The sequence below is a fragment of the Chryseobacterium sp. genome (assembly GCF_022869225.1).
Classification (GTDB): domain Bacteria; phylum Bacteroidota; class Bacteroidia; order Flavobacteriales; family Weeksellaceae; genus Chryseobacterium.
Genome location: NZ_JALIHL010000001.1, coordinates 2,541,505 through 2,568,383 on the forward strand (window position 1 = coordinate 2,541,505; position 26,879 = coordinate 2,568,383).

25 protein-coding genes and 1 pseudogene are annotated in these 26,879 nt (G+C 37.4%); 15 read left to right on the top strand and 11 right to left on the bottom strand.

Annotated elements, in window-relative coordinates; all coding sequences use genetic code 11:
• Window positions 1–235: 235 nt before the first annotated feature.
• The 7 genes from mfd to pth all read left to right on the top strand — a co-directional run bounded on the left by mfd (window position 236) and on the right by pth (window position 9,051).
• A complete protein-coding gene (mfd, locus tag MUW56_RS11860; protein WP_292013396.1) occupies window positions 236–3,604 on the top strand; it encodes a transcription-repair coupling factor in 3,369 nt (1,122 codons plus the stop codon).
• A 370-nt stretch (window positions 3,605–3,974) separates the two neighbouring features.
• Window positions 3,975–4,796 (top strand): hypothetical protein, encoded by an 822-nt coding sequence (locus tag MUW56_RS11865; RefSeq protein ID WP_292013397.1) that lies wholly within the window; start codon window positions 3,975–3,977, stop codon window positions 4,794–4,796.
• The gene (locus MUW56_RS11870) at window positions 4,796–5,614 is read left to right on the top strand and encodes a hypothetical protein (protein WP_292013398.1); all 819 of its coding nucleotides are present in this window, start codon (window positions 4,796–4,798) and stop codon (window positions 5,612–5,614) included. Before MUW56_RS11865 ends, MUW56_RS11870 begins: the two co-directional genes overlap by 1 nt.
• Window positions 5,615–5,621: 7 nt before the next feature.
• Window positions 5,622–6,359 carry a hypothetical protein gene (locus MUW56_RS11875; RefSeq protein WP_292013399.1) on the top strand — a complete coding sequence of 246 codons (738 nt, stop codon included), beginning with the start codon at window positions 5,622–5,624 and terminating at the stop codon, window positions 6,357–6,359.
• A 153-nt stretch (window positions 6,360–6,512) separates the two neighbouring features.
• Window positions 6,513–7,373 (top strand): hypothetical protein, encoded by an 861-nt coding sequence (locus tag MUW56_RS11880; protein WP_292013400.1) that lies wholly within the window; start codon window positions 6,513–6,515, stop codon window positions 7,371–7,373.
• Between the two features lie 96 nt (window positions 7,374–7,469).
• Window positions 7,470–8,402, top strand: a complete 933-nt coding sequence (locus MUW56_RS11885) for a hypothetical protein (protein ID WP_292013401.1) — start codon at window positions 7,470–7,472, stop codon at window positions 8,400–8,402.
• 85 nt (window positions 8,403–8,487) lie between these two features.
• On the top strand, window positions 8,488–9,051 hold the full coding sequence (gene pth / locus MUW56_RS11890; RefSeq protein WP_292013402.1) for an aminoacyl-tRNA hydrolase: 564 nt from the start codon (window positions 8,488–8,490) through the stop codon (window positions 9,049–9,051).
• 314 nt (window positions 9,052–9,365) lie between these two features.
• Here pth and MUW56_RS11895 read toward each other — a convergent pair whose 3' ends face one another.
• The 4 genes and pseudogenes from MUW56_RS11895 to MUW56_RS11910 form a co-directional block, all read right to left on the bottom strand.
• Window positions 9,366–10,001, bottom strand: coding sequence for a carbonic anhydrase (locus MUW56_RS11895; RefSeq protein WP_292013403.1), 636 nt, complete (start codon window positions 9,999–10,001; stop codon window positions 9,366–9,368).
• Between the two features lie 60 nt (window positions 10,002–10,061).
• Window positions 10,062–11,653 (bottom strand): annotated as a pseudogene (locus MUW56_RS11900) (SulP family inorganic anion transporter).
• Window positions 11,654–11,798: 145 nt separating this feature from the next.
• Complete coding sequence (locus MUW56_RS11905) at window positions 11,799–12,098, bottom strand: hypothetical protein (RefSeq protein ID WP_292013404.1); 300 nt, start codon at window positions 12,096–12,098, stop codon at window positions 11,799–11,801.
• Window positions 12,099–12,118: 20 nt separating this feature from the next.
• Window positions 12,119–12,787, bottom strand: coding sequence for a carbonic anhydrase (locus tag MUW56_RS11910; protein WP_292013405.1), 669 nt, complete (start codon window positions 12,785–12,787; stop codon window positions 12,119–12,121).
• A gap of 390 nt (window positions 12,788–13,177) precedes the next feature.
• Here MUW56_RS11910 and MUW56_RS11915 point away from each other — a divergent pair, with 390 nt between their 5' ends.
• Both MUW56_RS11915 and MUW56_RS11920 read left to right on the top strand, forming a co-directional pair.
• Window positions 13,178–14,287, top strand: a complete 1,110-nt coding sequence (locus MUW56_RS11915; RefSeq protein WP_292013406.1) for a helix-turn-helix domain-containing protein — start codon at window positions 13,178–13,180, stop codon at window positions 14,285–14,287.
• Window positions 14,288–14,396: 109 nt separating this feature from the next.
• Window positions 14,397–15,005 carry a DUF2306 domain-containing protein gene (locus tag MUW56_RS11920; protein WP_292013407.1) on the top strand — a complete coding sequence of 203 codons (609 nt, stop codon included), beginning with the start codon at window positions 14,397–14,399 and terminating at the stop codon, window positions 15,003–15,005.
• Here MUW56_RS11920 and MUW56_RS11925 read toward each other — a convergent pair.
• The 3 genes from MUW56_RS11925 to MUW56_RS11935 are packed head-to-tail and all read right to left on the bottom strand — an operon-like array spanning window position 15,002 to window position 17,240.
• Window positions 15,002–15,556 carry a serine acetyltransferase gene (locus tag MUW56_RS11925; protein ID WP_292013408.1) on the bottom strand — a complete coding sequence of 185 codons (555 nt, stop codon included), beginning with the start codon at window positions 15,554–15,556 and terminating at the stop codon, window positions 15,002–15,004. The genes MUW56_RS11920 and MUW56_RS11925 overlap by 4 nt on opposite strands.
• An 11-nt stretch (window positions 15,557–15,567) precedes the next feature.
• Window positions 15,568–16,722 (bottom strand): glycosyltransferase, encoded by a 1,155-nt coding sequence (locus MUW56_RS11930; protein WP_292015409.1) that lies wholly within the window; start codon window positions 16,720–16,722, stop codon window positions 15,568–15,570.
• A gap of 41 nt (window positions 16,723–16,763) precedes the next feature.
• Window positions 16,764–17,240 (bottom strand): DapH/DapD/GlmU-related protein, encoded by a 477-nt coding sequence (locus MUW56_RS11935; protein WP_228406191.1) that lies wholly within the window; start codon window positions 17,238–17,240, stop codon window positions 16,764–16,766.
• Between the two features lie 137 nt (window positions 17,241–17,377).
• Here MUW56_RS11935 and MUW56_RS11940 point away from each other — a divergent pair, with 137 nt between their 5' ends.
• The 3 genes from MUW56_RS11940 to MUW56_RS11950 are packed head-to-tail and all read left to right on the top strand — an operon-like array spanning window position 17,378 to window position 19,371.
• Window positions 17,378–18,352, top strand: coding sequence for a 3-oxoacyl-ACP synthase III family protein (locus tag MUW56_RS11940; protein ID WP_292013409.1), 975 nt, complete (start codon window positions 17,378–17,380; stop codon window positions 18,350–18,352).
• Between the two features lie 27 nt (window positions 18,353–18,379).
• On the top strand, window positions 18,380–18,613 hold the full coding sequence (locus tag MUW56_RS11945; protein WP_292013410.1) for a phosphopantetheine-binding protein: 234 nt from the start codon (window positions 18,380–18,382) through the stop codon (window positions 18,611–18,613).
• Window positions 18,613–19,371, top strand: a complete 759-nt coding sequence (locus tag MUW56_RS11950; RefSeq protein ID WP_292013411.1) for an SDR family NAD(P)-dependent oxidoreductase — start codon at window positions 18,613–18,615, stop codon at window positions 19,369–19,371. Before MUW56_RS11945 ends, MUW56_RS11950 begins: the two co-directional genes overlap by 1 nt.
• Here the strand turns inward: MUW56_RS11950 and MUW56_RS11955 are convergent, their stop codons facing one another.
• The 4 genes from MUW56_RS11955 to MUW56_RS11970 form a co-directional block, all read right to left on the bottom strand.
• Complete coding sequence (locus MUW56_RS11955; RefSeq protein WP_292013412.1) at window positions 19,372–20,532, bottom strand: glycosyltransferase; 1,161 nt, start codon at window positions 20,530–20,532, stop codon at window positions 19,372–19,374. It lies immediately after the preceding gene.
• A complete protein-coding gene (locus tag MUW56_RS11960) occupies window positions 20,532–21,371 on the bottom strand; it encodes a glycosyltransferase family A protein (RefSeq protein ID WP_292013413.1) in 840 nt (279 codons plus the stop codon). Before MUW56_RS11960 ends, MUW56_RS11955 begins: the two co-directional genes overlap by 1 nt.
• Window positions 21,372–21,377: 6 nt before the next feature.
• Entirely contained in the window at window positions 21,378–21,920 is a 543-nt protein-coding gene (locus MUW56_RS11965) for an acyltransferase (protein WP_292013414.1), read from the bottom strand.
• 121 nt (window positions 21,921–22,041) lie between these two features.
• Window positions 22,042–22,941 carry a glycosyltransferase family 2 protein gene (locus tag MUW56_RS11970; RefSeq protein WP_292013415.1) on the bottom strand — a complete coding sequence of 300 codons (900 nt, stop codon included), beginning with the start codon at window positions 22,939–22,941 and terminating at the stop codon, window positions 22,042–22,044.
• 370 nt (window positions 22,942–23,311) lie between these two features.
• On the opposite strand from MUW56_RS11970, the gene MUW56_RS11975 reads away from it, so the two are divergent.
• The 3 genes from MUW56_RS11975 (at window position 23,312) to MUW56_RS11985 (ending at window position 26,879) form a co-directional block, all read left to right on the top strand.
• Window positions 23,312–24,082 (top strand): class I SAM-dependent methyltransferase, encoded by a 771-nt coding sequence (locus tag MUW56_RS11975; RefSeq protein WP_292013416.1) that lies wholly within the window; start codon window positions 23,312–23,314, stop codon window positions 24,080–24,082.
• A 102-nt stretch (window positions 24,083–24,184) separates the two neighbouring features.
• Entirely contained in the window at window positions 24,185–25,213 is a 1,029-nt protein-coding gene (locus tag MUW56_RS11980; RefSeq protein WP_292013417.1) for an acyltransferase, read from the top strand.
• Window positions 25,214–25,445: 232 nt separating this feature from the next.
• Window positions 25,446–26,879 (top strand): MBOAT family O-acyltransferase, encoded by a 1,434-nt coding sequence (locus tag MUW56_RS11985; protein ID WP_292013418.1) that lies wholly within the window; start codon window positions 25,446–25,448, stop codon window positions 26,877–26,879.

The following is a 26,879-nucleotide window of genomic DNA, read 5'->3' on the forward strand; positions in this document are numbered from 1 at the left end:
CTTTAAAGTGTTCGATAAGGTTAAATTGCCAAACATTATGCCATCAGCAGATCTTTAAAATATTTTAACAACTCCTTAGATAAATTATAAAAAATTAAGAGTTAAAGCGTTTGTTCTTATTTTTGAATGTCCTGTAGCTCATGATAAAAAGAAAAAAATATTCTTACCTTTGTATGACTTTAACGGTTTCGGAAAACTCCCGAAATCGCTTTTGTCGTTTATACCATTACTATTTATGCAGTTAAAATCCATCAATGAAAAGTTTCTCCCGGATCTGATGCAAAAGGAATTCGGAAAAGAAATTTTTCTCCAGTTAGAAAATAGTCAGCATATTGCTGTGAAGGGAAGTGCAGGGTCTTCAGTTTCTGTTTTTGTAGCCGAGCTCTTTTTAATCGAAAAGAAAAGTATTCTTTATCTGATCGATGATAAAGAAGATGCCTTGTATGCCAATACCGAAATGGAAGATCTGTTGGGAAAAGAGAAAGTGCTGTATTTTCCGGCTACCCATCTTGAACCTTATCAGGTGGAAAAGACCCAGAATGCCAATCTCGTACTGAGAACTGAGGTTTTAAACAAAATAAATTCAGGACGTTCACCTAAGGTTATTGTTGCTTACGCAGGAGCTTTATCTGAAAAAGTATTAAAGAAAGAAGATTTTAAGGCCATATCCCATCAGATCAAAGTGGGCGATCAGCTGGATTTTGATTTTGTGGATGAGCTGCTTAATCACTATCATTTCCAACAGGCTGACTTTGTTTCTGAACCCGGAGAGTTTTCGGTGAGAGGTGGAATTGTGGATGTCTTTTCTTATTCTTATGAAAAACCATACAGGATCACATTCTTCGGGAATGAGGTGGAAAGTATTAAAACCTTTGATATAGAAACACAGCTTTCCATAGATAAAGTGAAAGAATTTCAGTTGGTTTCCAATATGAACTTTTCAGTGACGGGAAGCAGGGTTTCTTTACTGCAGCTCCTGCCAAAAGATAGTTTTATTATTTCCAGCAATGGATTGGTAGGCATACAGAAGATCAAAACATTTTACGAAAAAGCCCTGGAAAAATATGATACTTTAAATAAGGATATTGCTCACAGAACGCCACAGGAACTTTTTATCTCAGACCAGGAATTCCTGTTTGATTATAAAAAATTTAAAACAGTTGATTTTGCAGGAATAAGCATTGAAGGGCTGAAGGATATCACTGAAATTAAAATGGAGCAGCTTCCCCAGCCTTCTTTTCATAAAAACTTTGAACTGCTGATTGAAGACCTTGAAGAGAGGCAGAGCGAGGGTTTTGATACCTGGATCTCTTTCTCAACAGAAAAGCAAAGAGAAAGGCTGGAGTCTATTTTTGAAGAACTGGAGCATGAACTTCCTTTTAAAAGTTTTAAATCTGAACTGCACGAAGGATTTGTAGATCATGGACATAAGCTGTTGGTATATACCGATCACCAGATCTTTGACCGTTACCAAAGGTATAAGGCAAAAAATACCTTTGCAAAATCCGAACAGCTTACCCTGAAAGATCTGATGTCTTTGAAGATCGGTGATTATATTGCCCATATTGATCATGGAATCGGAAAATTCATGGGGCTGGTAAAAGTAAATAACGACGGGAAAATTCAGGAATGTTTTAAGCTGACCTATAAAAACGGAGACCTGTTATATGTAAGTATTCATTCACTTCATAAAATTTCTAAGTATAATGGTCCGGACGGAAGAGAGATTGTATTGAGCAAGCTTGGATCTCCGGCATGGAAGACCCTAAAACAAAAAACAAAAGCCAAAGTAAAGCAGATTGCTTTTGATCTTATCAAACTGTATGCCCAGAGAAAGACCGCCAAAGGTTTTGCTTATACTCCGGATTCTTACCTGCAGAATGAGCTTGAGGCCAGCTTTATTTATGAAGATACCCCGGATCAGGAAAAGGCAACGGTAGATGTGAAAAAAGATATGGAGGCAGATACGGTGATGGACAGGCTGGTTTGTGGTGATGTAGGATTCGGGAAAACTGAAGTTGCGATTCGTGCTGCTTTTAAAGCGGCAACGGACGGGAAACAGGCGGCTGTATTGGTGCCGACCACTATTTTGGCTTTTCAGCACTACAGAAGTTTTAAAGAAAGATTGAAAGATTTCCCGGTGAACGTTTCTTATATCAACCGGTTCAGAACGGCAAAACAAAAATCAGAGACATTAGAAGGCCTGAAGAACGGAAAAGTAGATATCATTATTGGGACCCATCAGCTGGTAGGCAGTTCTGTTAAATTTAAGGATTTAGGACTGTTGATCATTGACGAGGAGCATAAATTCGGCGTTTCGGTAAAAGATAAGCTGAAAACATTGAAAAATAATGTTGATACGCTGACGCTTACGGCGACTCCTATTCCAAGAACGCTGCAGTTTTCTTTAATGGCGGCCAGAGATCTGTCGGTCATCAAAACTCCGCCGCCCAACAGGCAGCCTGTTGATACTCAGTTGATAGGGTTTAATGAAGAAACCCTCCGCGATGCAGTTTCATATGAACTCCAGAGAGACGGACAGGTTTATTTTATTAATAACAGGATTGAAAACCTTAAAGATATTGCCGGGCTGATTCAGAGATTGGTTCCTGATGCAAGGGTTATTACCGGACATGGGCAGATGGAAGGAAAGCAGCTTGAAAAAAATGTTCTCGATTTTATGGAAGGTAAATATGACGTTCTCGTTTCTACAACCATTGTTGAAAGTGGAGTGGATGTTCCTAATGCCAATACTATTTTTATCAATGATGCTCAGCGTTTCGGGATGGCAGATCTGCACCAGATGAGAGGAAGGGTAGGGCGAAGCAACCGGAAAGCTTTCTGTTACCTGATTACTCCTCCTTATGACATGATGACTGCTGATGCAAGAAAGCGCCTGGAAGCTATTGAACAGTTTTCAGACCTGGGAAGTGGTTTCCAGATTGCAATGAAAGACCTGGAAATCCGCGGTGCCGGTGATTTGCTTGGGGCAGAACAGAGCGGCTTTATCAATGAGATGGGATTTGAAACCTACCAAAAGCTGATGCAGGAGGCGCTGGAAGAATTGAAGGATGATGCAGATTTTGAAAACCTGTTCGAGAACGAAGAAGACCGGCAGAAGCTTTTCAAATCTGTAAAGGATGTAAATATTGATACTGATTTGGAGCTGATGTTGCCGGATTTCTATATTTCCAATACGGAAGAAAGGCTGTTGCTGTATCAGAAAATTGCTGAAATTGATAATGAACAGGATCTTTATAAGTTTGAACTTGAGCTCATCGACCGTTTTGGACCCCTTCCGAAAGAAGCGGTAAACCTTCTGAAGAGCGTAGCTTTAAAATGGCTTGCTGCAGATATCGGTTTTGATAAGATTGTGATGAAAAACGGTGTTTTTTTAGGATATTTCCCGGGCAGTCCTCAAGATAAGTTTTACCAGACCGACCGATTCAGACATATCATTAATTATCTCACCCGGAACCCTGCGGAAGCTCAGCTTAAAGAAAAAACAGGTAAAGAGGGTAATCAGCTTATGATGAGAAAAGAACGAATTAAAAATGTGGATGAAGTAAATATATTGCTGAAAGCGATTATAGAACATAATTAATTGTATTTTTCTTCATCGTGTAATATTTTCTTTAAAAATTTAAAAACATATAAAAACTTAAGTTTTTATATGTTTTTTTGTGATTATTATCAGGTTTTTTTCTGGAAGTATTCATCCGGGAGAGAATTAACTCCTTTTCATAGATTTTAAAGTCACTTTTCAATGATTAAAAAAAAGTTGTAAACTCCTTTGTATAGGCATATTGTGGAGTTATTTTATTTTTATGCAAGTTGAAAAGTAGAGTTATGTAGAAATAATTCTACTTTCATGTGCGAATAATTCTATGCTGTAATGTGTTTATTTCTATAGGTTTATAGGGATGTAGCTGGAATTTTTATGGTTCTTAATTTGTACATTTGCAGTCCTTATTATGAAAAAAATAATTTATTGCTGCGTAATTGGATTGCTTTCGATCCAGCTAGGCGCACAGGTGGGAATCGGGACAACTAAGCCAAAATCTACTCTCGATGTCAATGGAAAGACCACCTTAAGAAAAGAGCTTAGAGTTGGTGGAACCTCCACTCAGGCTGGTAATGCCGGATTGAACGGCCAGGTTTTGGTTTCTCAGGGAGAGGGCAGCTCTCCGGTCTGGAAATCATTGAATGTTTCCTTTATGGAAGAGGGGCAGTATAAATTGATCAATTCTTACTTGTCATCGGATCAATCGGGTATTTCAACACTTTCTAATGGTGTTGCAGGGGATAATATCTACAAAAACAGCGTGGGAGATAATGTCACTGATCTTGCAAAAGGTAAATGGGTAAAGATTTCGGGGCTTGAAAATAACTTTACCATTAAAAACGGGAAGAACAGGCTTACTTATCAGTTTCAGACAGGGGTTGAAATGAAAGCTCCAACTTCTACTGTCTCAGAAAGTATCAGATTTACATGTGGGGTATTCAGAAACGGAACCCTGGTAGCAGTGCGTCCTGACAGGATTGCTTCCAACAATAATTCTGAGAAAGCGGGAATACAGGATTATATTTTCACCCTTAATTATACGGAGCTTAATGTACCGGTAGGGGCCCATAAAATTGAAATTGCATGCAGAAAGATCGATACGTCAAATTCATTGTCCCAGTTTGCCATTGGACGTAATGTTCAGTCTTCCAATGGAGCTTCCAATGCATTTACCCTGGAATCCAATCTGAAAATGGATGTTATTGAATTTGTAAGCTATAAAACTAATTAATGATGAAAAAAATATTATCAACCTTATTTCTTGCATCAGGACTCCTGTTGTTGGCTCAGGTAGGAATCAATACAGACTCTCCCAAAGCAAAACTGGATGTGAACGGAGATCTTAACCTTAGAAATAAAATTGCGGTACTTGATGCTGCAGATGGTACTGTATCTCAGGGAAATAATGACCAATTGCTGGTCTCTCAGGGCGAAGGCTATCCTCCTATCTGGAAAACACTCCGTATTCCTGAATACGAACCCAATAAATTTTATCTGATATTCAATAATTCATTTTCTGACAAGATAGGTATTCGGTTTACTTCTACGGAACAAGCCAATATAACCACTTCCAGAGCAGCGGTTTTTACGAAAGGAACAAGCTTCAGCAGCCTGAATGGGTTCAAGAAAATAAGCGGGTTGTCTCAGAACATCAGTGTATTCAGTACCCAGAGTAAAGCTTATTTCCAGTTTGAAACCGTGGTTCAGGCAGACTTTGCGGCGAATGGAAATCCAGATACATCCATTGATTACGCGTGCGGAATTTTTGTAGATGATAAGCTGGTGAATTTAAGACAAAGAAACCTGAATGCAATCAACTCTTCTCATCCTTTTCTTACCCATACTCAAATTGGGATTGTTGAAAACCTTACCAAAGGAAATCATACGGTGAGTGTAGCATGCTCAAGGCTGGCCTCTTATGGGGCAACAGGAAGAACACTGACTATTGGAACCAATGTATATACCAATATCAATGATTTTATTGCCCAGTCTTCTCTGAAAGTAGATGTATATGAAGTGCCGGAGGTATTTAACCCGATTATAAACTAACCCAATTATGAAAAAGATATTCTTTATAACCTCTTTATTACTGGTAATTCTTGCAAATGCGCAAGTAGGTATCAATACCGCTGCGCCCACCAATATGCTTGACGTCAATGGAGATTTGAATGTGAGAAAAGAATTAAGAACAGGAGGTACAGATTTATTAAAAGGTTCTGCAGGAACTGCGGGTGATATTCTTCATAATAATTCAACGATGGCTGCCAATGATTGGAAAACGGTAAAAATTGCGGATGGGCAGGGAAGTATGTCTGTGTTTTCTATCAATACGGTGGCTGATCAGACGGGGGTGCTTTTTTCTTCACCTAACGGAGCTACCGATCCTTATTACGATGGAGATGCTTTAACGGGGAACTGGACGGTGCTTCCGGCAGCTACTGATACTTTTTCTGTTACCAACGCTACCAATAAAGTAACATTTTCATTTCAGACCACTGTTCAGAAAACAGGAGCAAATTCAGCAAGTTTTGCATGTGGGGTTTTTGTAGATGACAGACTTAGAGCTGTTAGAACAGATGTATTAATAGGTGACAGCGGAGCTTATAAGATTTTTAATCTGAATGCAACGCTTGCTAATTTAACCCCTAAAAACAAATATATAGTGAAGGTTGCCTGTATAAAAAGAACCTTGAATAGTACCACAGTAGGGATAGGCAGGGCAGTAGACACAAACTATTTAAACAATGATATGTCTCAGTCTGTAATCACAACATCCGTGCTGCAACCCTATTAATTTTCATCATAATATAATAATAAGGAATCTAAAAACGTTATGTTTTTAGATTTTTTTTGTATAAATACTCCATTTATTGTGAATTTCTTTAAATAAAGTACGTGGTGATATAGAAAATTGAATTATATTTGAACCTGCTAAAACTAATTTTCTATGGTAAAAAACTATTTCCTCAAAATGTTTGCCGGTGTTACCCTTATAGGCTTGCTGGCTTCATGTAATACAACATCCGATCCTACAGAGTCTATTCCCAATCCTGATGACGGAACTCCTCCGAAGAGAATTCTTGAAAAAGTGAGTATGAACAGTGTATCTCAGGAAGAATATGTCACAACGGCAGGTACGCTGGAACAGTCTCTTTTTAAAGATGACAAATCCAATGCTTATTATATCGGAACCCTTACTTACAATACCAGCAAAATACTTACTAAAGTCAATTTTACAAGCCAGACTGCAGGAGCGGTTTCATACCAGTTTGATCTTACTCCGGACAGCAGCGGAAGGATTTACAATGCATCCTGTAAAGCAACGGGAACTACCAGCGGGACTTCTTACTTAAGTGATTATGCTTTCAGCTATGATGTTGCCGGAAGACTTACCAAGATTCTTGAAAAGAGAAAAGCAGGAGGTATATCCGCTTATAATATGTTTATAGAAAATGTAATTTCCTATGCGGGAGAAAATATTTCCCAGGTAGTAAGTTCTAAAGGGATTCTGGATACGAATGGGGCTCCCGATATGACTACTGCGGTGAAAACATCATATAGCTTTCAAAACTATGATGCCCAGAGAAGTCCGTATTCCACGCTTCCAAAATCGTTTTTTATTATCAGGAGTCTTGTGAATCCTGCCAATTTCTATAAAGTATCCCAAAATAACCCTACCTCAATGTATATTCAGTCGCCGCCTCCAACTCCGGCAGTGAATACAGCACAAAGCTATTCATATGATAACCAGGGATATCCAATGGTTGAGAAAAATCAGCAAATCACCTATAGCTATAAAAATTTATAGCAGAATTAAATTGTTAATCTTATTGGAATATAAATAATTATATAATTTTTATGCAAAAAAAATTATATTTGTGAAAAAATAATCAATTACCAGGAAATGAAACAACTTTTCTATTTTATTTTATTAATAGCAGGCTTTTCCTCAATACATTCCTGCAAGAATTTAGTGGATGAAGAAGGCAATCCCTTATTGGATCTGAATAATACAGGAGGCTTGACCGGTCCCAGAGCATTATATAGAGAAATTACAGATAAAGATACATTAGCAGAATATCATTACAGCGGACTTCTTTTAAATAAAGTAATCACAGATAGCGCTTCTATCACTAATGTGATGTACAGTGGAGATAAAATCAGCCAGATTAATTTTAACGGTTTCTTAGATCTTGACGGAAACGGAAAACTGGATAAAGACAGTGTTTCTTTTACAAGACTGCTTACTTATGGAAATGGCGGAAGGCTGGAAACGATTTCAGAAAACCGTTCTATTTTCAGAAGACCGGCACCGGTGCCTCCCGCTACAGCACCAGGCCCGCAGACACTTCTGAGAAAGAGCAAATCGCTGTATAATATAAAATATAGCACCGCTACTGCAAAACTGGATTCTATCATCATGAGAACCGGTCCGGATGTAACAGGACAGCCATTTGCTTACAGTGATTTCTCAAAAACAGCTTATTCTTACTTCGGGGATAACGTCTCTAAAGTGGTGAGACATTATGGTCCTATGGCTGGAGGTCTGTTTGGAGGGGTTACCAAAAAATACAGCTATGAATATTATGCTTATGATAATGAGATCAGCCCGTTCACATTATTGCCGACAGCGTATAAGATTTCAAGACTTTTAAATACAGATATCAATGATAAGGAAAGTCTTATTCTGTCTCCAAACAACCCTAAGAGATGGTCTGTAACGGATCTTATGCCGGCAATTCCTACTCCGATTGTAAGAAGCACCAACTACGTATATGATATACAGACGTATATGACGAAAGGATATGGAGTGAACTATATCTACAAACCCCAGTAAAAGTTTTTTTTAATAATAGATAAACTCAATCTTTCCAAGGTTGAGTTTTTTATTTTTTATCTCTTAATTTTGCAAAAAATTTCTGATGAAATATTTAATAGTTGGGCTTGGAAATAAAGGCTCGGAATATGAAAATACACGCCATAACATAGGATTTAAAGTTGCTGAGAAAATCGCTGAGAAACTTGAAGTTTCATTTAATACGGCTAATTTTGGCTGGATGGCTGAAGGGAAATACAAAGGCAGAAAAGTTTTTGTTCTGAAACCGGATACATATATGAATCTTTCCGGAAATGCAGTACGGTACTGGATGCAGAAGGAAAACATCCCGCTGGAGAATGTACTGGTCGTAACCGATGATCTGGCCCTTCCTTTCGGAACATTAAGAATGAAAGGAAAGGGTTCTGATGCGGGCCATAACGGTCTTAAAAACATCAATGAAGTATTGCAGACTCAAAACTATACCAGACTCCGTTTTGGAATTTCTGCAGATTTTACATCGGGACGCCAGGTAGATTATGTACTGGGAACCTGGAATGAAGAGGAAACTGAAAAGCTTGCAGAAAGAATTGAAACCTTTTCCAAGGCCAGTCTTTCATTCGTATTTGCAGGATTGAATAATACAATGTCAGCGTTTAACGGGAAATAATTTCAGATGGGGATAAGGTATAATCTGGAAAATCGAATTTTAATAGACTGCTTGTAATAATTTGTAATAATATTGAATGACTGCCTCAGAAACAAGGCAGTCATTTATTTTTATTTACTTCTAAAATTTATCTGCAGGTTTTATGATTAATCTGTTGTCTTTAATAAACAACTATATTGCGGTTTTTGTCATCTTAATAGCTGTTTAGGTTTATTATTAACTTATTCTGGGACGAAATAGGGAAAAAATAAATGCCACCGAATTTCGATGGCATTGTCTGTAAATTATAATTGAATTTTAATGAGTTTCATCTTTTATAACCAGCTTACAGCACCGGTTTCGACATCATAGTTTGCTCCAACAATTTTAATTTTACCTTCGTTCTCAAGGTTTCTAAGGGTTGAACTTTGTTTGCGGATCTCTTCGATCGCATTTTTTACGTTCTGCTGGTTGAGCCTTTCCAAAAGTGAACTGTTTTTTGATGAACGTTCTTCATTTTCTTCAATCACTTCATTGATGATAGGATTAAAGTGATTGATCAGGTGGTTAAGGTTATCCATTCCCAGCCCTTCAATCTGGGCTGCGTCAAGACCTCCTTTTAGGGCTCCGCATTTGGTGTGGCCTAATACTACGATAAGCTTGGAACCGGCAACATTACACCCAAATTCCATTGACCCCAGAATGTCCTGGTTTACAAAATTACCGGCAATTCTGATGCTGAAAACGTCTCCTAATCCCTGATCAAAGATAAGTTCCGCAGAAGTACGGCTGTCTATACAGCTTAAAACCACTGCAAACGGCCACTGCCCTTCACGGGTAGCATTTACCTGCTCCAGAAGGTCTCTGTTGGCTTTAAGATTGTTTACAAATCTCTGGTTTCCTTCTTTTAAAAAATCTAAAGCTTTTTCAGGAGTAATTGTTGATTGGGTTTCGTATGTGTGTGCTTTCATATTATAATTTAATTGTTTTCAAAATTTAAAGTTAAAAAAATAATTGATGATGAATGAAGGTTACATTGCTCTTTTATGAGTAACCAAAATATGGGAATCCTGGCTTCTTTCATAATCTTTGTATGAGGTTTTAAAGCCTAAAAGCTCTACCACGATGTCTTGTTCCTTTGCACGGATATTGGCAAAGTCCTGGATCATTTCCAGTACATCGGTAGCAATGTATGATGTACTTCTTGCATCAATGGTCACCGTAGAGTTGGGTTTAATATTTTTAAGTGTTTTTTTGATAGCGCCTTGTTTAAAAATGAAACTTCCTCAGCTAATTTGATGTTGATTCCATCTGCATCATCCAGTTTTTCTCTGCTTAAATAATAGGCTCTTTTCATATTTCCCTGAAGTATATAGAAAATAGAGATGGCAAGGCCGATTCCGACCCCTTTTAATAAATCTGTTGCCACAACAGCCGCAACAGTTGCTACGAACGGAATAAACTGGAATTTTCCTAAATGCCAGAAATGTTTGAAAGTAGCAGGTTTTGCCAATTTATAGCCAACTAAAATTAATACCGCTGCCAAAGTAGCCAATGGAATTAAATTTAAAATAACAGGAATGGAAAGTACACAGATCAGCAAAAAGAGCCCGTGAATGACGGATGAGATCTTGGAGGTTGCTCCCGCGTTGGCATTCGCGGAACTTCTTACTACAACAGAAGTCATGGGGAGCCCGCCGATCAGCGAGCTGACCAGATTTCCTATTCCCTGGGCTTTAAGCTCAAGGTTGGTATCGGTAATTCTTCGCTGTCTGTCTAATCTGTCTGATGCTTCAATACAAAGTAAGGTTTCAATAGATGCTACAATGGCAATTGTTGCGCCTACGATCCATACTTTTGGATTGGTAAAGCCATTAAAATCAGGAGTGGTCACCAGGTTTTTAAAATCATCCCAGGACTGCGGTACGGGCAGGGAAACCAAATGTTGGGTTTCGATAGCCAAGGAGCTTCCTGACATCTTAAATATTTGATTTAAAATAATACTTACAATAACGGCTACCAAGGCTCCCGGAAGCATTTTAAGCCTTTTCAGTACGTGAATTTTGTCCCATGCGACAAGAATTGCTACGGAAATCAAAGTGATAATAATGGCGCCCGGATGGATAGCCCCAAATAATTCTGTAAAATATCCGAAGTTTAGGCCATTATCAAAAATAGATTCATGACCTTCATAATCTTTATCGAATCCTAAAGCGTGTGGAATCTGTTTTAAAATAATAATAATTCCTATTGCCGCAAGCATTCCTTCAATGACGTTATTCGGGAAATAGTTGGAAATACTTCCTGCTCTTATAAACCCTAAAACCAATTGGATCAGGCCTGCAATAATCCCTGCACAAAGGAAGAGCTCAAATGCGCCAAGATCTGTTATCGCTGTTAAAACGATGGCCGTCAAACCTGCAGCAGGTCCGGAGACTGAAATATTTGAATTACTGAGTATTCCTACTACCAGGCCGCCCACAATACCCGAAATGATTCCGGATAACGGCGGAGCGCCTGAAGCTAAAGCAATTCCTAAACATAGTGGGAGTGCCACTAAAAATACCACGAGTCCTGAAGGAAAATTCTCCTTGATTCCTCCTATTAATGATGTCTTTTTCATGATGTGAAGCTGTGAGATATAACCGGCTTATTTAGCTGTAAATAAGTCAATTATAAAAGTTTGAAAATTTTAATTTTTAATGTACATGGGTATCCGATATCAAAAACTGATATGGATAGGTATCAAAAAAATCTAACTATAGGAGTTAAGCTTCCGGAGGCGGAGAAAATATGGTAAGTAAAGGTGATAGATGAAAAGAATCATCAATCAGCACAAAAGACATCCCCTGAAAATCAGGTTCGGAAAACTTCAGATAATCAAATACATCCAGAGTTTTTGGAAGGGTCTTTTCATAAACAATAAAAGAGGATGGGTGAGAATGAGGCTCTTCTTCATTGATGATTGTATTGGTTCTCAGAATATCCCAGCCTGCTACCGCAGCAATGCTTGGCAGCGCTGTAAAATTCAGAAAAATAGTCAATACAATAATACTCCAGAATTTCATCTTACATTTTTTTAGAAAAACTACTTTGTTTTTCTGCTCATTACCCAATCAGAACTGGTAAGGTTATAAATTTTTTGGATGTCTTTTAAGATTTTCTCAAAATCGATTTCCAAATCAATAATATTACCTGTTCTAAGGTCAAATACCCAGCCATGTACAATAGGATACTCTTCTAAAATGTATCTTTCCTGTACACAGGCCATTTTGACTACGTTGATGCATTGTTCCTGAACATTCAGTTCTACAAGCCTGTCATAACGTTGGTCCTCGTCTTCGATGGAATCAAGCTCAGCCTGATGCAGTCTGTAAACGTCGCGGATGTTTCTCAGCCATGGATTCAATAAACCTAAATCCTGAGGGGTCATCGCAGCTTTTACGCCACCGCAGTTGTAGTGTCCGCATACAATAATGTGTTTTACTCTAAGATGTTCTACAGCATATTGAATAACCGCTGTGGAACTCATGTCTAAAGTATTGACAATATTGGCAATGTTTCTGTGGACAAATACCTCTCCCGGCTTTGCTCCCATCAATTCTTCCGCTGTTGCTCTGCTGTCTGAACATCCGATATACAGATAATCAGGAGTCTGAGTTTTTGCTAATTCCTGGAAGAAGTTTGGGTCTTCTGACACTTTGGATTCTACCCATTTCTTGTTGTTTTCGAAAATAACTTCGTACGATTGTGACATAATTTTAAATTTAAAAAGTTTATAATTATTTATTTCGTTTAAATTATTTTCAAAATCAATAGACTAAATCAATAATTATGCAAAAATATAATTTTTGCTGAAAAATCAATCACTTTTAACAAAGTTTAATATTAAAATATGCTTAAAATCATAAGTAATATACCAGTATTCTTTGCATTGGTGCAGCTGCCGTGCGGCAGATAATTCAAAACGTTTAAAAACTAATATAAAATTACAAAGTATAAATTAGAATGTGAGAAATGTAGATTAAAATATTTTTAGAATTTTCTGTTGCTCAGAAGAATTGCAGATCAGGATATTCAAAATAAATAATCATTTACTGTGGAAAAATGAATAAATTAAGGTCCTGATTTTAACCCTATAGTTTCAATGGAGGATTTTGATCTGGGAATATTTTATTGGGCAGGAATTGTTATTGCCTGTTTTTCATCTTTTCTTATATTGGGAAAGCAGAAAAAGAAAATAGTAGATTTTCTTTTGGCCTTCTGGTTTCTGATTATAGGAATTCATCTTGTTTTCTTTGTCTTGTTCCGCTCGGGAGGTTATTTAAAATTTCCTTATCTCATTGGATTTGAAATTCCTTTTCCTTTCATGCATGGCCCGATGTTGTATTTGTATATTCTGAGCCTGACGGGTAGAAATACGGGTAAAAAGATGTGGTTACTGCATTGGGTACCTGTTTTGATGATTTATATGATTTTACTTCAATTTTTGATGCTGTCTCCACAGGATAGGATGACGGTTTACCAGAATAAGGGTAAGGGATATGAGGTGTTGAGTGATGTTATTAAATTTTTAATGATTTTGTCCGGAATTTTATATGTGGGCTTAAGTCTTCTTGCAGTCAGAAAATACAAAAAAGAAATTTCCGATCAATACTCTAATACTGAAAAAATTAACCTGAATTGGTCCTATTATCTGATTACGGGGATTGCATTAATATGGATTGCAGTTATCATAAGGAATGATATTCTTATTTTTTCCATGGTTGTTTTGTTTATTCTGGTTGCGGCTTACTTCGGTATCAGTCGTGTGGGTATTTTGGATTTACCTCTTGCCGTTGATATTGCCGTTGAAAAAGAACCTGATCATGATGTGGTAAAGTATCAGAAAAACTCTCCGGGAGATAATGTTATACAGGCTATTTATGAAAAACTGGTGTATAAGATGAAGTACGAAAAGCTGTATAAAGATCCGGATCTGAATCTGAATCATGTGGCGCAGCTGTTGGATGTTCATCCCAACCTATTATCCCAGACCATTAATTCGTTGGAGAATAAAAATTTTTATGACTATATCAACCGACAGCGGATCGAGGAGTTTAAAAGAATAGCCATGCTTCCTGAAAACCAAAAGTACACGATTTTATCACTGGCTTTTGAAAGTGGGTTCAATTCCAAGACCTCATTTAACCGGAATTTTAAAAAATATATGAATTGTTCTCCAAGAGAGTTTCTAAAAAGTCAACATCTCACATGAGAAGAGTAAGTGTCGGATAATAAGTGATATAATATTTGTTTCATCTTTCATTTTGGAACAGTTGAGCCTTTCTTTATCCTCATTTTTACAGAAAATTTAATCAACTGTTATGAAGAGATTCTTATTTGTTATCCTATCTATTTTTGCATTGCTTATTGGTGCTTATCCTTTAATTTATGTTTTTGTTGAACACAAAGACACTTTTCTGGGTTCCAAATCATTGGAGGTCCTTCAAAACTCAATCTGGAAAATTGCATTTTTTGCTCATATTATTTTTGGAGGAATTTCCCTCTTCATTGGCTGGCGTCAGTTTGGAAGCCAGTTCAGAAATAAATATTTAAAGATACACAAAGTCATTGGAAAACTCTACGTAGCCGCAGTGCTGATAAGTTCCGTTTCTGCTATCTATATGGGAATATATGCTAACGGAGGAATTGTATCATGTGTCGGGTTTGCTTGCCTGGGAATAATCTGGCTGATGACAACTTTGGTAGCAGTAGTGCATATAAGCAAAGGTAACGTAATAAAGCATCAGCAATTCATGGTGTACAGCTATGCCTGTACCTTTGCTGCAGTAACATTAAGAGTCTGGTTTCCTGTTTTAAAGAGTATCACACAGGATCCGGACAATTCCTACATTGCTGTAGCCTGGTTATGCTGGCTTCCCAATCTTTTGGTAGCGTATCTTATTAACAAAAAGAACGGGGTGACCAATTAAACCTTATTGTTGATATAACCGTTTGTCGCTTCTGTGGTAGGGTAAATCTTTCCCGGGTTTCCCACCACCACAGAATCTGCAGGGACATCGAAATTAACGTACGCATTCGGCGCAATCAGGACATTGTTTCCAATGTTGATACCCCCTACAATCACTGCATTGGGGCCAATCCACACTTCATCACCAATAACAGGAAAACCTTCATTTTTTCCACGATTTTGCTGTCCTATCGTAACTCCCTGCGCAATATTACAGTTTTTACCGATCTTAGCTTTAGGATTGATGACCAAAGCGCCCCAATGTCCCAAATACAAGCCTGTTCCGATTTCAGTTTCAGGATAGATCTGAAAACCGTATTTGATCTGGTAATGTCGTAAAACCACTCTCCAGAACAGCCCGGCAGCAGATGATTTCCTGTATTTCTGGGCTTTTCTGAATATGTAAATGTATCTGAGATTAGGATTGATGCACTTCTTCCAAATCTGAAAGGAAGAAAGCCATTTCCCGCTTTCTCTGTAAAAATCTTTCTGTAGGGCTGTGTAATCTGGCATAACAAAATAGTTTATACTTCATCAATGATTTCCTGAAGATGGGCTACCGATTTTTGGAGCACGAAAGGAAGGTCTGTTTCTGCTATTTCTTTTTCGTATTGTCCGGCAAGCTCCGGACGGGTGAGGAACTTTTTCATTCCTTCATAGATGCCGTCCTCTGAATTAGGGGTGATCATCCCCAGTTTTCCTTCCTGAAGAAGATCTTTAATTCCTGAAACATCGGTAGAGACCACCGGTTTGTTCAGGATCAGCGCTTCGGCAATAATGGTGGGAAAGCCTTCATGTCTGGAAGACATCACATAAAAGTCGGATTTTTTTAAATAAGGATAAGGATTGCTTCTGAAACCCAGCATTTTTACGGTATCCTGAAGTCCGAGCTGGTTCAGTTTTGCCTGAATGTTTTCAAAATCAAAACCATCTCCAATGATGATGATCTGATGCTTCAATCCTTCATCCATCAGTTTTTTATGTACGTCTAAAAGCCTGTCATAGCCTTTCTGTGGATATACCGTTCCAATGGTGACAAAAGTGGGCAGATCTTTTGAAAATGGAAAATCATCAACAGGCAGTTCTGCCTTTTTTAAAGTATCTTCTTTATCAATGGGGTTGAAAATCTTGATGACAGCCTGTTGTTCTCTTTCATTTTGGGCAAGCTTCTGCATTTCTTCTTTCAGCTTATTAGAGATCACCAGTATTCTGTCGAATTTGAAAAGCTGCCTGATCACATCGGGAGTATATTCTTTCAGATTAAAGATATCATTCTGAATCCAGATGATTTTTTTTGAATCTTTTTGGGGGCTCGATAGCAATTCCCTGTACATTCCGTGGATAGCCGCTATTTCTATGTCGTATTTTTTATTTTTTAAAACAAATGTATAGAGAAGGGATGGGAACCATAAAAACATTTTTTGATAAAGTACCCTGAATGCTTTTACCGGAATTTCATGGGGCCTGTTGGTCGTGATCATTTCCCCTTTCAGAAGATAATGAAGATTTACCCATGAAGGCACCTCCTTGATATACATTCCGGTGTAAAGGTTGATCAGTAAATCTACTTCATATTTATCCTCCGGGAGATTTTTAAGAAAATTGACCAAAACCTTTTCTGCCCCGCCATGGCGCAGAGAGCCGATTCTTATGAGAATTTTTTTCTTTTGAGGCATCATGTTCATCAATAGCTTAATACATTTTTTTTCAGGGGTTGTGTTTATCTGATTCTTCTGGCTTTCTTAAATTTATAAGGCAGATTGGCCTTAATATATTCGTCCAGTTTTTTGCGGTCTTTTTCCAGTTCCCGAGGATATTCCGGGTTGTTTTTTAGAACAATGTCGCCATAATCCTCAATTGTACAAAGGAACTGTGCCGGATTTCCGACAAAAACAGAGTTGTCGGGCATAGATTGAGACAGTACGGAATTGGCCCCCAGTATACAGTTGTTGCCTATTTGTACATCTTGGGTGATAACGCAGTTGATCCCAATGGTACAGTTGTTCCCGATTTTTATCCTTCCGAAAATTCTTGCATCTTCGTACCCCGGAAGCTTTCTCAGTAAGGTAGTCGTTCCGCCGTGATTCACAAATCTTACCCCGGCAGCAATATTGACGTCATCTCCAATTTCAATAAGATAAGGCTCCGTTCCAAAATAAATTTTGTCCGGCATATTGAAATTTTTTCCTACTTTCATACCTCGATATTTTGCCGCCTCTAAGCTGGCCTTATTCAGGAAGGCATGATAGACGGAATGTATTTTTAGTACTATTCGGTATATGAATATCATTATTGTAAATTTGTTGTTTACTTTTGCAAAGAAAAAGAATTTATATGATAAAAGTTTCCAAAATAGAATATTATTTGCCGGAGTTGGTTCTTACCAACGAGGATTTGGAAAAAGAGTTCCCCGAATGGAGTTCCGAAAGAATCCAGGAAAAAGTAGGCATTACACAACGCCATATTTCTTCAGCTCATGAAACCGTATTGGATCTGGCTGTACAATCTTCAGAAAAAATTTTTGAAAATTATGACCGGAGTAAAGTAGACTTTATTCTCTTCTGTACCCAAAGTCCGGATTATTTTCTTCCTACCACTGCCTGTATTTTGCAGAATAAACTGGGGTTAAGAAAGAATATCGGAGCTATGGATTTTAATTTGGGATGTTCAGGTTTTGTATATGGCCTGGCTTTTGCAAAAGGTTTGATTGCCGCAGGAATTGCTGAAAGTATATTGCTGGTCACTTCTGAAACGTATACGAAACATATCAACCCAAAAGATAAAGGGAACCGGAGTATATTTGGAGATGCCTCTGCTTCTGCCATTATTGAGAAAGCTGAAAATGTTGGAGATTACAAGTTCTGTTTAGGAACAGATGGCAGCGGTGCAGAAAATCTTATGGTGAAAAAAGGAGCATTCCGGACAGATTTTGAATTAAATCCGGAACATGAGTTTGATCCTGAAAATCTTTATATGAACGGACCGGAGATCTTTAATTTTACTATTGAAAATATTCCGGGACTTGTCAGGGAAACAATGGAAGTGAATGGGCTTACCATGGATGATATTGATCATTTTGTTTTCCATCAGGCTAACTCCTTTATGCTGAATTATCTTAGGAAGAAAACCAAAATACCGGCAGAAAAATTCTATATTGATATGGAAAAAACTGGGAATACTGTTTCAGCAACCATTCCAATTGCCTTGAAGAATATGATGGATAAAGGAATGCTGAAAGAAGGAGATAAAGTTTTACTGGCCGGCTTTGGGGTAGGATATTCCTGGGGTGCCACAATACTGGAATTTTAATTATTACAATCATAAAATAAAAAATATATGAAGACATCTGTTTTTTTAGAAAAACTGCAAGAAGAATTAGAGGAGGACAATGCACTTACTCTGGATACTAACCTGAAAGAATTGGAAAGTTATGATTCAATCAGTCTGCTTTCTGTGATTGCTTTCGTAGATGAAAATTTCAGCAAAAAAATTGATACCAAGCAATTTAAAGATATTGAAAAAGTATCAGATCTTGTAGATATTATTGGTAAAGAAAACTTCGAAGATTAATGAATCAGTTTTCATTAAAAGATAAAATTATTCTTATTACAGGGGCTTCTTCCGGAATCGGGAGAAGCTGTTCTGTAGAATGCAGCAATAGCGGGGCAGGTTTGATCCTGGTCGCAAGAAATGAAGAGGAGCTGCAAAAAACGGTATCCATGCTCGCTCCCCATACCCGGGTGGAGACCCTTATCGCCGATATTGCACACAGTGAGACCCTTGAACAACTGATTGCAGAAAAAGTTTCGCAGATAGGAAAGGTTTCAGGATTTATTCACTGTGCAGGAGTGGAAAAGACGCTTCCGCTTAAAAAACATACTCCTCAGCTGTATCATGATATTTTTGCGGTGAATGTCATTGCGGGTTTTGAGATCGCTAAAATTTTATCCCTTAAAAAGTATAAGACCGAAACTTCCAGTTTTGTGTTTATATCGTCTGTGGCAGGAATGGTCGGCGAGATAGGGAAGGCCGCTTATTCTTCCAGTAAAGGGGCCGTCATTTCAGGAGCCCGTTCTATGGCTATGGAGCTTTCGAGAAGCAATGTCCGCGTCAACAGTGTCAGCCCGGCAATGGTCAATACACCAATTCTTGAAAAGATGTTTGAAAACATTGGTGAAGAGGCTGCTGAAGAAATTCTTAAAAAGCATCCGCTTGGAATCGGAAGTCCTGAAGATGTTGCCAATGCCTGTATTTTCCTGCTTTCTGATGCTGCAAAATGGATTACGGGGTCAAACCTTGTGGTAGACGGAGGATATTCCGCACAATAATTATTGTTGGTAAAGGTTTTCAATGATTTTTTCTACGGCATTGAAGATTTTCTGATTGTCAAACTGATCTTCAACGGTTTCCAGGTTTTTCCTGATATGAGCTATAAGTTCTTTATCGGTGAGAAATGTTTTCATCGCTTCATACATTTCATGGGTTTCATAATTGATAAGATAGCCGGTTTCACGATCTTTGATCATCGCTCCCACATCTCCGGTGTCAGTAGCAATAATAGGCTTTTGAAGAATTAAGGCTTCAGCTATTACGAGAGGCCAGGCTTCAGATTCTGAAGAGAGGATAAAATAATCTGCCTTTTTAATGTAAGGATAGGGATTCATTCTGTTTCCATACAAAATAAAGGTTTCCTGAACATTATTGCGGTGGATCTGCTCCGTTAGATTTTTCATTTCCTCTCCGTTTCCAATCACGACAATACGATGCTGAAATCCTTCATCAATCAGTCTTTTGTGGGCGTCAATCAGCTTGTGATAGCCTTTTCTGCTATGGAGGCGTCCTACGGAAACGAAGACCGGTCCTTGCGGGAAATCCTCTATTTTTTCCGCGGCTTTCTTTTTGATTTCCTCGATGGGAATAGCGTTGATCACAACACTTTCTGCAGGATACAGCAAGTCCGGATAAGATTGGTGCATAATATCTTTAATCTTCTGCGAACAGTAAATCATATGATCAAACTGTGGGAAATTTTCAAGAATTTCCGGAACCAAAGGTTTCATTCCCGGTACATTGATCTCGGAATGGAACCATCCTATTTTTTTTGAATCTTTGTTGCTGGAATGAATAACGGATGAAAAGGCTGCATAGGTAGGAGCAATTTCAATATCAAACTTTTTATTTCCTAATATATGATCAGAAATTTTGTGGTCTTTTAATGCCCGCGATAGTTTTAATCTCCTGCGGATAAGCTGAAGTTTATGGATCAGTGCATTTTGAGAAAAACTTTCTTTACCATCAGCTAGGTATACCTTTTTTACATGCTTGGGAAACTCATCCCTAAGCTCTCCCTGATTGAGGTTAAGGCATACTGTGATGTCAAATTTGTCAGGATTAAGGTTGTTGAGCATACTTAATATAACCTTTTCCACACCTCCCATTTCCATAGACCGGTGTCTGAAAAGAACGTTTATTTTTCTGTTTTCGGACATTATCTGAAAATTTTCTGTAAAGTAATGGAGATTTTTTTCTTTATCCTATATAAAATTCCATGTTGGTACTCCAGAAGAGAGAAAATTTCCTGGTAACTGGAGTAATGTTCGGGAATTTTTTTTCCATTGATGCTTATGAGATTTCTTCGCTTCATCGTATTAAAAACTACCTGAGCAAAATAATCGTAGGACTTTTCCTTATTGTTGTTTTGAGAAATTCCGCCGGCATGGGTCCTGTACAGGTAATTCGTATCGTCAATAAAATAAACGTCACCTTTTTCATACATTTTAAGATACAGATCCTGATCTTCAGCGATTTTCAACGCCGGGTTTATTTTTTCAGTCTGCTCATAAACATCCTTTCTGAATGTTATAAAATGAGCCATCTGAATAGGATAATTGAAAAAGTACGGATCTCCATTTTTAACCTGCATTGCAGATTTGAATGGGGCAATAGGGTTGAGATCTTTATCACAGATCATAAAGCGGGAATAGGTAAGGACAGCATTCTTCTTTTGTTTAAAAACATGGACAGCAGATTCGATGGCTGTGGGAAGAATGGCATCATCGGGATCTACAAAACCACAGATCTCGCCCGTGGCCAGTTCTATAAGTTTACTTTTTGTAAATCCGACACCTGAATTTTTTTTATTTTCAAAAAACTTAAATCTTTCATCTCCCTGAATGATAGATTGTATCTCTTCTTTTTCCTTTTCTGAGGAAGCATCATCCAGAATGACCGCTTCCCAATCCGGATAGGTCTGCTTACGTAAGGATTTATAACAGTCCCTGAATAATGCAGCATTATTATAATGAGCGATAAGTATGGAAAATTTCATCTGGATTTAAAGAGGATTGATGATCAATTCCTGTTTGTTGATGACCTGAGTGTTTGAAGGAACATCTTTATAAATGGTGCATCCGGCACCTATAATACAGTTGTCACCTATTGTTACACCTTTTAAAACGGTCACATTGCTTCCAAGCCAACAGTTACTTCCTATTATTATAGGAGCTTTTGTAAATTCTGACGCATATACTTTCATTACAGGAGAGGTTTCATATATATGATTATGATCGTAAAGTTTGACATTTTCACCAAATAGAGTGTTGTCGCCTATTGATATGTGTTCTAAACAATTGATTGAACAGAAGTTATTCATAAAGAAATGGTGGCCTATTTCCAACGTGGCATTTTTAGCTATAAGGACACAGGTATAATTTCTAAAGTCTGCACAAGGGCCTATGCTTACCTTTTGTAAGTCTTTATCCAGGATAAAGCGGTTGCCTATTCCTAATTTGAGATCTCCAATAAATACGTTGGGATGTTTTTTCAGGAGAAACAGCTGCTTTTTTCTGTTTATTTTTTCGAAAAAGTCATAGAACATATCATAATCTTTTTTTTCATTTGAGTTTCACAAATATAATCTGTTTTTTAGATAATGGAAAAAAAATATCCATTATACCATAGTATGCTGACTGCTTATAAATAAGAATAACTAATTTATATTATACTAACAGTGCTTCGGTTATGGGTGCCAGGAGTGACATACCGGATACGATACTCACATTTTTGATCCCTACAAAATGGCTGTATATTCCTTTGGTTATTTTTCTTAAAAACTTTGTAAATAGTGTATTTTGTTTTTCGAAAATAAAATTTGGAAGACATTCAATATGCTGGACGTCCTTTTTATAAAGTATTTTAATCTTTCTTCTTCTAAGTGTATTGTATAATACTGTATGCCAGTTTTTATAGAGTTTTTCTTTTTTTCTCTTATTTTGAGAAATTCCCTGTGCATGAAGCCTGTATAAATAAAGACTTTTATTGATGAAAAATAAATTTCCTTTTTCATGGAGCTTCAGGTACAGATCCTGATCAACCGATGAAGTGAGGGTCTCATCTATTTTTTCAGTGGTAGTATAGATTTTCCTTTTAAAAGTAAAGAAATGAGCGACGTTGAAATTGATATTAAAAAAATATTTGCTCCTGTTTTTTATTCTTCCGGAATGGGGAAATAATTTTTCGACAGCCAAATGCTCGTCACACAGATAAAACCTTGAGTAGGTTCCCACTATATCGTATTTTGAATAGGCTTTTATACTTTCTTCCAGCGCGTCGGGAGTGAGTGCATCATCGGGATCTAAGAAGCCGCAGATTTCCCCGGTTGCAAGTTCTGCACATCTTTTTTTGGTATAGCCGGTTCCTCTGTTGGTGTCATTTTCGTATAAGAAAAAACGGCTGTCATCAGAGATCATCTGTTTCAAAGCTTCTTTTTCTGCCTCTTTGGAGCAGTCATCCACAATAATGACTTCCCAGTCAGTGAATGTTTGTTGTATAATGCTCTCATAGCATGCCTTAAAATAGGCTGCATTGTTGAAGTGGGCAATCAATATGGAAAATTTCATTTTGGTTCATTTAAAAATTAAAACTTTGAGTATTGATCAATATTCTTTTGACAGTGTTCTCTTTGTCAATGGCGTACGGGAGCTGATTCAAACTGATGTTTTTCAACAATATTATATAGTTTGTTTTTTCAGAAAAAGCTTGTTTTTCTTCTGGCGGGCTCATGAATTTCCAGGCATATCTTAGATTTTTTCATTGCATGTATTACAAATATAGTCGTTTTTAACCAGATCCCAGGTAGGTTTATAATAAAGACTTTGTAATTCCTGAAAGTGCAAGGGTCATTTTATGCAATTATTGAGATAAAGACAATTGGTTTTTAATAGAAATGAGAAAAAAAAATTTTATTTTTGTTTCGTCAAAAAATACAAAATGAGTGAAATAACAAGAGTTCTCAAAACATTTATCGGATACTTAAAAAGACCGGATCTTTATCCGGAGCTGGGTCGGAAGATTATTAAAAATACCGTCAACAGAGGTAATGCTTTCAAGGGTAAGGAAAAAACGAATTCTTGGGCAGCAGAAAAGTCGGTATCACAGAAAGAGGCCGTTTCAAAGCTTTTCGGACTTGATATGGAAGCGTTTCGTATTGAATATCAGGATATTTTAACAAATTCAGCCCAAAAAGAAACAGAATGTCCCGTTAAGATGGGTGGTCCCGGGGCGCTGGAGCTGATTTATTATGCCTGTGAGTTTACCAATGCAAAGCATGTAGTGGAAACAGGAGTTGCTTACGGCTGGTCTTCACTGGCTTCTCTTTTATCATTGACAAAAAGAGAGGGAACACTGTATAGCTCAGATATGCCTTATCTGGCACAGGATGGAGATCAGTATGTAGGATATGTGGTTCCCGAAAAACTTAAAAAAAACTGGAAGCTATTCCGTTTTGCAGATAAAGAATCGCTTCCAAAAATATTTGCTGAGAACAGCGTTTTTGATGTCCTTCACTATGACTCTGATAAAAGCTATAATGGAAGAATGTGGGCTTATGGTGAGCTCTATCAACATGTAAGAAAAGGAGGCGTTTTCATCAGCGATGATATCGGTGACAATTCTGCTTACCAGGATTTCTGTGAAAAGAACAATATAGAGACGACTGTAGTAGAATATGAAGGGAAATATATAGGTGTATTTATCAAATAGGATTAGAATTAGAGGCAATTGTCCGTTGAAGATATCGAATACAATTTCTGGATGATGAAAAGTTTACATAAAACTTACAATACGGCTGTTTAAACCGTTTTTATGAAGATACCCCAGATTACATTTACCCGGTTTATTGCGGCTATGGCAATTGTCATTTCCCATTTCAACAAAGAGATGTTCCTCTACCAGATAGATTACATTTCAAACATTTTCCTGAAAGCTAATGTAGGAGTAAGTTATTTCTTCATTCTTTCGGGTTTTATTATGATCATAGCGTATCATAAGAAAGAAAGGATTCATTATTTTGACTATTATAAAAACAGGTTTGCAAGAATTTATCCTTTATATGTACTCGGACTTTTGCTTTACCTGGTAACCCGGTATTCAAACTTCAGTGTCTATAAGACATTTCTGTATCTGTTTGGTCTCCAGAGCTGGATTCCCGGCGAAGCGATGATCCTTAATTTCCCGGGCTGGTCTATTTCTGTAGAACTTTTATTTTATCTGCTGTTTCCTTTATTGTACAACCATTTTTATGCTAAAGGAAACAAAAGTGTCTGGGTCATCACGATCATTATCTGCATGATTACCCAGGTGTTTTCCAGCCTCTATATAAGTTCGTCTTATTATCAGGGTCCTCATACGGAGAGCCATGAGCTGCTGTATTATTTTCCTTTGATGCATATTAATGAATTCCTGGTGGGAAATCTGGCAGGTCTCTTTTTTGTAAAATACCACCGGCCGGGGAATTACGATGTGGCAGTAGCCCTACTTTTTATATTAATTGTATTTTCATTAATTTTTGTTCCTCTTTTTTACCACAACGGTTTAATGGCTGTACTGTTTATTCCGCTTATTGTTTTGATATCCAGAAATAACGGACTGCTGACAACGCTATTTTCATTAAAGCCATTAGAGTATTTAGGAGAGGCAAGCTATGCTGTTTATATCACCCATATCCCTGTTTTGTATATTTTGAGAGAGTTTTTGAAGAAGAATGAATACAACTTTGATATTGATACCATATTTTGGATTTATATGGCTGTTCTTATTGTAACCTCAATTCTGTTTTATCAGTTGATTGAAAAACCGTTGAGGGATTCTCTGAAAAAGATAAAAGTCAGATAAAATTTTTTGTTTTTTCCCTGTTAAAAACACGGAAGATCTATGCATTCTTTGATGGAAGAAATGTATATTTAGTTTCGGAAGTAACTAAATATATTTACGTGTAACCTAAACCAATCACAATGATTGAAATAAAAAATGTTCCCCCCAAAAACAACTTAAAGACGGAGGCTGTAAGGCTTCAGGAGAAATATACTGAGAATAATGATGCGTCCATAACTTCTAAAAACTCGGTATGTTATTTAATTCAATAGGATTTCTGATCTTTTTACCGATCGTATTCTGTTTATATTGGTTTGTTTTTAATAAAAAATTCCAACATCAAAACAAACTTTTACTGTTTGCAAGTTTTTATTTTTATGCCTGCTGGGACTGGAGGTTTTTGTTTTTACTGATGTTTTCCATCGGATTGGATTATCTTTCCGGGATCAAGATTGAAAACAGCCGGAACAGCCGGGAGGCCCGATTTTGGCTTACTTTAAGTATCGTTATTAATCTCGGATTCTTAGGCTTTTTTAAATACTATAATTTCTTTGTTGGGAGTTTTGCCGATCTTTTGAGTGGCTTTGGTTTTAAAGTAAATGTCTGGCTGCTTAATGTCATCCTTCCCGTCGGTATTTCATTTTATACCTTCCACGGGCTTTCTTATGTGATTGATGTTTATAAAAAAAGAATTAAAGCCGAGCGTAGTTTTACAGATTATGCTGTATTTGTGAGCTATTTTCCTCTGCTGGTAGCAGGGCCGATAGAAAGGGCTACCCATCTCTTACCTCAGATCCAGAGAAAGAGAATTTTCAATTATGAACAGGCTGTTGATGGGATGCGCCAGATTCTTTGGGGATTTTTCAAAAAAATGGTGATTGCGGATAATTGTGCCCCTTTGGTCAATGAAATCTTTAACAATTACCAGACAGAAAGTCCCGGAAATCTTGTGATAGGAGCTGTATTGTTTGCTTTTCAGATCTATGGCGATTTTTCAGGGTATTCGGATATTGCACTGGGAGTTTCCAGACTATTTGGGATAGAACTTTTAAAGAATTTTGCATTTCCTTACTTTTCGAGGGATATAGCAGAATTCTGGAGGAGATGGCATATTTCACTTTCCTCCTGGTTCAGGGATTACCTCTATATTCCTTTAGGAGGAAGTAAGGGAGGTCTTTCCATGAAGATCAGGAATACGTTTATTATCTTCCTTGTTTCCGGATTTTGGCATGGCGCGAATTGGACATTTATTATTTGGGGTGGCTTGAATGCCCTTTATTTTATGCCTTTATTGATCATGAAAAAAAACAGGGAGAATATGGAGGTTGCAGGACAGGGAAAACTGTTTCCCTCTTACAAAGAATGTTTCCAGATGGTAATTACATTTTTTGTCACCTGCATTGCCTGGATTTTTTTCAGATCAGAATCGGTGGCTCAGGCCTGTCAGTATATAAAGAGAATCTGCAGCAACGGGCTTTTTTCAATCCCGGATCCGCTACCGGTAAAAGTCCTGGCATTGACTGGTTTTATGCTGATGATAGAATGGGTAAACAGAGAAAGGTTTCATGGCCTGGAAATAAAAAGGTTTAACCCATGGATAAGGCGTTTGGTTTACGGAATTGTTATTTATATTATTCTCCGCTACGCCAATTTTGCTAATAATGAATTCATTTATTTTCAGTTCTAG